Genomic DNA, 7,373 nt, shown 5'->3' with positions numbered 1-7,373 from the left:
TCGTACCACCACCCACCGTACGCACCACGCCACCACACAAAAAACACCCTCCGCAGCTCACAACTGCAGAGGGCCTTCCCCAATCGTTCTCACTTAAAATATCCCCAACAACTTCTTCTTTTTCACTTCCATCGGTGGATTGCCAATGACTAATTCATCTTGAACGACTGCTTCGGCACTTTCTTTAAAAAGCTCCACTATAAAGTCACCGTAGCGTTTACCAATTATGTCGTAAGCTTCTTCCATATAAAAGCCGCGGGTCGTCGTGTTGTGCGCATCTGATGCGATAAAATGAACGAGATTCGCTTCAATCAACTGAAAGCAGAAGCTCTGAATCTTCTTCCCGAACTTACCGCCAACACTTGAAGCGGTAAGTTGCGTTAATGTCCCACGTTTCACAAATTCGTATAAAATGTTCGGATGTTTGACAAAAGCGCTATTGCGTTCTGGGTGTACGATAACCGGTTGGTATCCCATACGCTGTAATTCAAATAACTTGTCCTTCGTATAACGTGGTACTTGTGAAGACGGTAGTTCGACTAATATGTATTTTGTTTCGTCACCTAATGGCATCGCTGTGCGCTCTTCCAATATAGACTCAATATCACCATTAATTCGAATCTCTTGGCCTGGCAATACCGTTAAGTCGATATTTCGCTGTTCGAATTCAGCATTCAAAGTGGCAACACGTTCGATGACGTTCTCTCTCTCATTTTCGTATCGCCCATTTAAGTGATGGGGAGTTGCATAAATAGTCGTGATCCCTTCCTGACGAGCTTGGTGTGCCATCTTGACGCTATCTTCTATTGTTTGCGCACCGTCGTCAACACTAGGAAGGATATGACTGTGTAAATCGATCATAAAAAAGGTCCTCCTGTTGACTATAGTTAACCTTATTATCGACAAAATTCTCATCTATTTTATCCGACAATATAACTATCTTTCTGCTTAAACATAAAAGTCTCACAGGCCTAAATACCTATGAGACTTCCAGCTTCCAATTCTTAGTTATAGTAATATAAGTAGTTACTATCTTTCACGTCTTTATCGTTTAAGACAGCACCGAGTAAGTTCGCGTTGGCTTGTTCTAACAATTCTTTCGCGCGTTTAGCTGCATCTTTCTCTGTCTTTTTACTACGGACGACGAGTAAAGCACCGTCAGTTTCGTTCGCTAAAATTTGAGGATCCGTTACAGCTAAGACTGGTGGTGTATCGAAAATCACTAAATCATAGCTTTGCTTTGCAATACCAACTAATTCTCGCATTCTATTAGATGCAAGCAACTCTGAAGGGTTTGGTGGAATTGGCCCACAAGTTAATAGGTCTAGATTATCGACTTTTGACTCATGTACAAGCTGTTCTAACGTATGATCGCCAACTAAAAGGTTACTCAAACCGAACGTATTACTAATACGGAAAGTGTAATGAACAGTCGGACGACGCATATCTGCATCAACTAACAATACTTTCTTCCCTTGTTGAGCAAAAGCAATCGCTAAGTTAGCAGCCGTAAGACTTTTACCTTCACTTTGGGTCGTTGATGTTACGACCATCGTTGAAAGTTCTTGATCCACTGATGAAAATTGTAAATTCGTTCTTAACGTTCGATATTGTTCACTAACTGGTGACTTAGGCTGTTCATGAGTGACTAACGTTTTATGTTGTTGTGCTCTTTGTAATGTCGTTTTACGAGCCAATATTAACACCCTTTCTCGCCTTGCGCGACTTTCTCGTTGCATTACCTTCTTCAAGGTCAATTGTTGAAATAATACCCATGACCGGCATCTCTAATGAACTCTCAAGATCTTCTTCCGTTTTGATCGTGTTGTCTAAGTATTCTAGTAAGAAAGCTAAACCGACACCTACCATTAAACCTAATACGAATGCGATCGCTAGATTCAGTGATAAGTTTGGGCTAATTTGAGAAGGATCTGCTTGATGCATTGCTTCAGATAAAATACCGACGTTATCGACATTCATATAAGAAGGAATTTCGTTTTTAAAGATTTCAACTGTCGTATTGGCAATGTCTACTGCTTGATCGTGATCAGGCCCAGTCACTTGGACGCTAACGACTTGTGACTGATCCGCATTGTTTACACTAATTCGATTAGCTAACTGACTAGCTGACAATTCTAAACCTAGATCGTCAATGACTAAATCTAAAATAGCAGGACTTTGAATAATGACATTATAAGTATTAATTAATTCTACATTCGTTCTAATTTCATTTGATGTAATTTCCTGCTGTTGTTGATCGGCTTGGTTAACGATAAACTGTGAATTCGCTTCGTATTGAGGTGTCATAAAAAATGTCGTCGCAACGAAACTCAACACTAAAGCAATCGCTGTCACAATCGCTATTAAACCTAATCGTTTCTTTAGTATTTCCCAAATCTCTTGTAGTGAAATTGTTTCTTCCATCTGTTTTTTCCTCCGGTACTTCCAATTATCGTAAATATCATTTTAAGATTATAACACAATCTACTAAACTTGTTGTAGAAAAATTGAGTTTTCTGTCAAATTGTCTTATAATTTATATAAATCATTATACCAAATAACCACTACTTTAACCTACAATTTCCAAAAATTACTGTAACAACTTTGAAATAAACTTACCAATTTCTGTTGAATTTCCAATTTCCGTTTGCTAGTATTATTCACAGCGTAATTAATATAGTTATATAGGCCTAAGGGGAGAGGTCGAATTAACTATGAAACTTTAAATGCCGTATAATGATGTAAAGTGCCGGGACTTATATTATGGGGATATTTACGAAGGGGACAGGTTCATATGACTTATCGAAAGCGGTTGTCTAGTCTGATCTTTTTAGACACGTTGATTGTACTTGGGTCTATATACCTAAGTACGCTAATTCTTTACAACACTTTTGTGATCGATGAAGCAATCATTATGCTTTCATCAGCCATTCTATTAGCTATGCACCATTTATTAGCAATGGCACGGGGACTCTATCACAAAGTATGGGAGTATGCTAGTATAAGAGAATTAATGGCGATCTTCTATGTCGTCACACTCTCAATCGCAGTAACAGCTGTAGCACAACTCGTCATATTTGGAACAGTTTACATAAGAGCATTAGCTGTGGCGTGGATGCTACACATATTATTAATTGGTGGCTCGCGCTTTGCTTGGCGAATTATTAGAGACGAATTTATTAAAGGAAGAAGCAAAGGTCAGAAGCGGACGCTCGTCGTCGGAGCTGGAGCTGGAGGCGCAATGGTCGCTCGTCAATTACAATCAAGTGATGAAAGCGAATTGAATCCAGTAGCTTTCTTAGACGATGACTTTACGAAAAAGAACATGCAGCTATTAGGCATTCCAGTCGCAGGAAAAGTTAAACATTTAAAAGAAGTGGTGGAAGATTACGACATAGACCATATCATTATAGCCATTCCTTCACTAACCCGCGAACGTTTGAATGAGATCTTCAGCAAATGTTCCGAAACGAAAGTTAAAACACAAATCATTCCGAAGTTTGAAGACTTAGCAACAGGTAAGGTTTCAGTAAGCCAATTACGAGATGTCGAAGTAGAAGACTTACTAGGCCGTGACCCAATTGATTTAGATATGTACAGTATTGCCGAGACTATTGGAGGGCGCACGGTTTTAATTACAGGAGCGGGTGGTTCAATCGGGTCAGAAATATGCCGACAAATAGCCCCGTTTGAACCAAAACACATGATCATCCTCGGTCATGGAGAGAACAGCATTTACCAAATCGAAAGAGAGTTACGAAATCGTTATGACGGTCGTTTTACCATTACACCAATCATAGCCGATATAAAAGATCGAGATCGCATTTTTGAAATGATGAAGCAGTACAATCCAGATGTTGTCTACCACGCAGCAGCACATAAACACGTACCATTAATGGAATTCAATCCACGTGAAGCCGTGAAAAATAACGTCTTCGGTACGAAAAATGTCGCCGATGCAGCACATGAAAACAACGTCGGAACATTCGTACTCGTTTCAACCGATAAAGCCGTTAACCCAACGAACGTAATGGGTGCAACAAAACGCGTTGCCGAAATGGTTATCCAAAACTTATCACAACGAAGCCAGACGAGATTTTTAGCCGTCCGTTTCGGAAACGTCTTAGGTAGCCGTGGCAGTGTTATACCACTATTCAAAGAACAAATTCGTCAAGGTGGACCAGTTACCGTGACAGACCCAGAGATGACACGCTACTTCATGACCATTCCAGAAGCAAGTCAACTTGTTATTCAAGCGGGATCACTAGCACGCGGTGGCGAAATTTTTGTCTTAGATATGGGCGAACCAGTTAAAATAGTTGATTTGGCCAAAAACTTAATCAAACTATCAGGTTATTCACTTGATGAGATTGGCATTGAATTCACAGGCATCCGCCCAGGTGAGAAAATGTACGAAGAACTCCTTGGCGAAGACGAAATATCAGATAAACAAGTCTTCCCGAAAATCTACATCGGAAAATGCACCTTTGATAACGTACGCGGGGTACATCAAGCAGTTGACGGTCTGTTAGAGAGAAACGAAGATCAACTTAAAGACGAACTCATGGACTTTATCGAAGTGAAACCAGAGAAAGTGACAGAATTAGCATAGGGGGATACGAGCGTGAAACAAGTAAAAAAAGCAATCATTCCAGCCGCTGGTCTAGGTACACGCTTCCTACCAGCAACTAAAGCATTACCGAAAGAAATGCTACCAATCGTCGACAAACCGACGATTCAATATATCGTAGAAGAAGCAATCGAATCAGGCATTGAAGATATCATTATCGTCACAGGTAAAGGGAAACGTGCAATCGAAGACCACTTCGACAATGCATACGAATTAGAAGATACACTCATTGAAAAAGAAAAATACGACCTACTCGAAAAAGTGAAAAAATCATCAAACGTTGACCTTCACTACATTAGACAAAAAGAACCAAAAGGTTTAGGACACGCTGTATGGTGCGCACGTAAATTCATTGGTGATGACCCATTTGCGGTATTATTAGGGGATGACATCGTAAGAGCAGAAACACCAGGTCTAAAGCAACTCATTAACGAATACGACCGTACAGGCAAATCAATCATCGGTGTTCAACAAGTCCCAGACGGCGAAACAGACCGTTACGGCATTATCGATCCATTAGAACAAGACGGACGTCTATACCGCGTTAACAATTTCGTAGAAAAGCCAGTACTAGGCCAAGAACCATCTAACTTAGCGATTATGGGCCGTTACGTTCTGAAGCCAGAAGTAATGGACTTTTTAGGTCAGCATAAGGTTGGGTCTGGAAATGAAATTCAATTAACAGATGCGATTCAAATGTTAAACGAGCTACAGTCTGTATACGCTTATGACTTTGAAGGCCGTCGTTATGATGTTGGAGAGATTAAAGGGTTCTTGAAGACGACGATTGAGATGTCGCTTGAGCGTGAAGATGTGAGAGACGAGATTTTGGAGTTTATGTGTGAAATTGTAGAAAAACATAAGGTGATTTAATAAGACTGGAAGGAAGTTCAGCAATGACTAATGATCGTATTTACTTGTCTTCACCTCACATGAGTGATGAAGGATATGAACAACAATATGTACAAGAAGCATTTGATACAAACTGGATTGCACCATTAGGAAGTAATGTGAACGGATTTGAACAAGAGTTAGCCGATAAAGTTGGAATTAAATCAGCTGCTGCACTGTCGTCAGGTACAGCAGCTATTCATTTAGCGCTTAGGGCTGCAGGAATTGGACAAGGAGACATCGTTTTTTGTCCGACTCTAACGTTTTCAGCAACGGCAAACCCAATTATTTATCAAGGTGCAACACCAGTGTTTATCGATAGTGATTTTAAAACTTGGAATATGTGCCCTGATGCATTAGAAGAGGCATTTAAAAAGTATCCAGAAGTTAAAGCAGTCATCGTTGTTCACCTTTATGGTCTATCAGCAGATTTAGACCGTATTGTAGATCTGTGTACTCAATATAACGTTACATTAATAGAAGATGCTGCAGAATCACTAGGTACTTATTACAAAGGTAAGCAAACTGGAACATTTGGTGATTACGGTATTTTCTCATTCAATGGTAACAAGATCATTACCACTTCTGGTGGTGGAATGCTTGTTTCTAATAATGAAAAGATGGTAGAAAAGGTTAGGTTCTGGGCAACACAATCACGTGACCAAGCACGACACTATCAACATAGTGAACTAGGTTTCAACTATCGAATGAGTAATGTCGTTGCTGGAATCGGTAGAGGTCAATTAAAGGTATTAGATGAACGAGTGCAGAAGAAGAAAAAAATCTATGAAACTTATAAACGTGAACTAAGTGATGTTGTAGGTATTGGTTTTATGCCAGAAAACGACTTTGATGATCCTAACTACTGGTTAAGTTGTATTACATTAAACGAAAATGTACAACCAACTGATATTATGGATGCATTAGATGAAGAAAATATCGAATCAAGACCAATTTGGAAGCCAATGCATATGCAGCCATACTTTGATCAATATGATTTTGTCGGTGAAGGTGTGGCAGAGAAGTTGTTTGAAACAGGCATTTGTTTGCCTTCAGATACTAAGATGACTGATGATCAAATTAGTAGAATTATAAATAATATTAAATCAATGTGGTGGTTAGATGTTAAATAGTTTATATCGAAATTATTTTAAGAGGGTAATAGATTTCACGCTTGCATTAATAGCAATTATTTTACTAAGCCCAATACTTGTTTTAGTTGCTCTTTTAGTAAGGGTTAAATTAGGAAGTCCAGTTCTCTTCAAGCAAAATCGTCCTGGACTAAATGAGAAATTATTTACAATGTATAAATTTAGGACAATGAGTGACCAAAGAGATAGGAATGGTGACTTGTTGCCTGACCAACAGAGAATCACAACATTTGGAAGACTGTTACGCTCAACATCATTAGATGAATTACCCGAGTTGTTTAATATATTAAAGGGCGATATGTCTATAGTTGGCCCTAGACCATTACTTATAAGATATTTACCCTATTATACTGAAGAGGAAAGGTTACGCCATTCTGTAAGGCCGGGTCTGACAGGGCTGTCACAAGTGAATGGAAGGAATGTTTTAGAATGGGACACGCGTTTAAAACTTGATGTAAATTATGCTAACGAGATGTCTTTCAAAGAAGATATTAATATTATGTTACTTACTATAAAAAAAGTGATATGGAGAAGTGATATAGTAGTTGGAGATCAGCATGTTTTGAAGAATTTAGACGAGGAAAGAGTGGTGGTTAGTACCTATGAAGATAAATAAACTAGGGATTGAAGACATTGACTTTTATAGAAATGACATTATAGACATGTTAAATGATTCTTTTATGAAAAGTTTTCCTAATGTG

General features: G+C 39.0%; 7 protein-coding genes. 4 read left to right on the top strand and 3 right to left on the bottom strand.

Annotated features, from left to right (window positions below; translation table 11 throughout):
- Positions 1–93: 93 nt before the first annotated feature.
- The 3 genes from A194_RS0113025 to A194_RS0113015 form a co-directional block, all read right to left on the bottom strand.
- The gene (locus A194_RS0113025; RefSeq protein ID WP_017187263.1) at positions 94–861 is read right to left on the bottom strand and encodes a tyrosine-protein phosphatase; all 768 of its coding nucleotides are present in this window, start codon (positions 859–861) and stop codon (positions 94–96) included.
- 143 nt (positions 862–1,004) lie between these two features.
- A complete protein-coding gene (locus tag A194_RS0113020) occupies positions 1,005–1,697 on the bottom strand; it encodes a CpsD/CapB family tyrosine-protein kinase (protein WP_017187262.1) in 693 nt (230 codons plus the stop codon).
- Positions 1,687–2,424 (bottom strand): YveK family protein, encoded by a 738-nt coding sequence (locus A194_RS0113015; RefSeq protein WP_017187261.1) that lies wholly within the window; start codon positions 2,422–2,424, stop codon positions 1,687–1,689. The genes A194_RS0113020 and A194_RS0113015 overlap by 11 nt, the downstream gene beginning before the upstream one ends.
- Before the next feature lie 370 nt (positions 2,425–2,794).
- On the opposite strand from A194_RS0113015, the gene A194_RS0113010 reads away from it, so the two are divergent.
- The 4 genes from A194_RS0113010 to A194_RS0112995 are packed head-to-tail and all read left to right on the top strand — an operon-like array spanning position 2,795 to position 7,288.
- Entirely contained in the window at positions 2,795–4,612 is a 1,818-nt protein-coding gene (locus A194_RS0113010; protein ID WP_017187260.1) for a polysaccharide biosynthesis protein, read from the top strand.
- Between the two features lie 12 nt (positions 4,613–4,624).
- On the top strand, positions 4,625–5,503 hold the full coding sequence (galU, locus tag A194_RS0113005) for a UTP--glucose-1-phosphate uridylyltransferase GalU (protein ID WP_017187259.1): 879 nt from the start codon (positions 4,625–4,627) through the stop codon (positions 5,501–5,503).
- A gap of 23 nt (positions 5,504–5,526) precedes the next feature.
- Entirely contained in the window at positions 5,527–6,654 is a 1,128-nt protein-coding gene (locus A194_RS0113000; RefSeq protein ID WP_017187258.1) for a DegT/DnrJ/EryC1/StrS family aminotransferase, read from the top strand.
- A complete protein-coding gene (locus A194_RS0112995) occupies positions 6,644–7,288 on the top strand; it encodes a sugar transferase (RefSeq protein ID WP_017187257.1) in 645 nt (214 codons plus the stop codon). The genes A194_RS0113000 and A194_RS0112995 overlap by 11 nt, the downstream gene beginning before the upstream one ends.
- The last annotated feature ends 85 nt before the right edge of the window (positions 7,289–7,373 follow it).

The organism is Alkalibacillus haloalkaliphilus C5 (genome assembly GCF_000269905.1).
In the GTDB taxonomy this organism is placed as follows: Bacteria; Bacillota; Bacilli; order Bacillales; family Alkalibacillaceae; genus Alkalibacillus; species Alkalibacillus haloalkaliphilus_A.
Note: the sequence above shows the minus strand (reverse complement) of the source record. Positions and strands in the feature narration are given on the sequence as shown.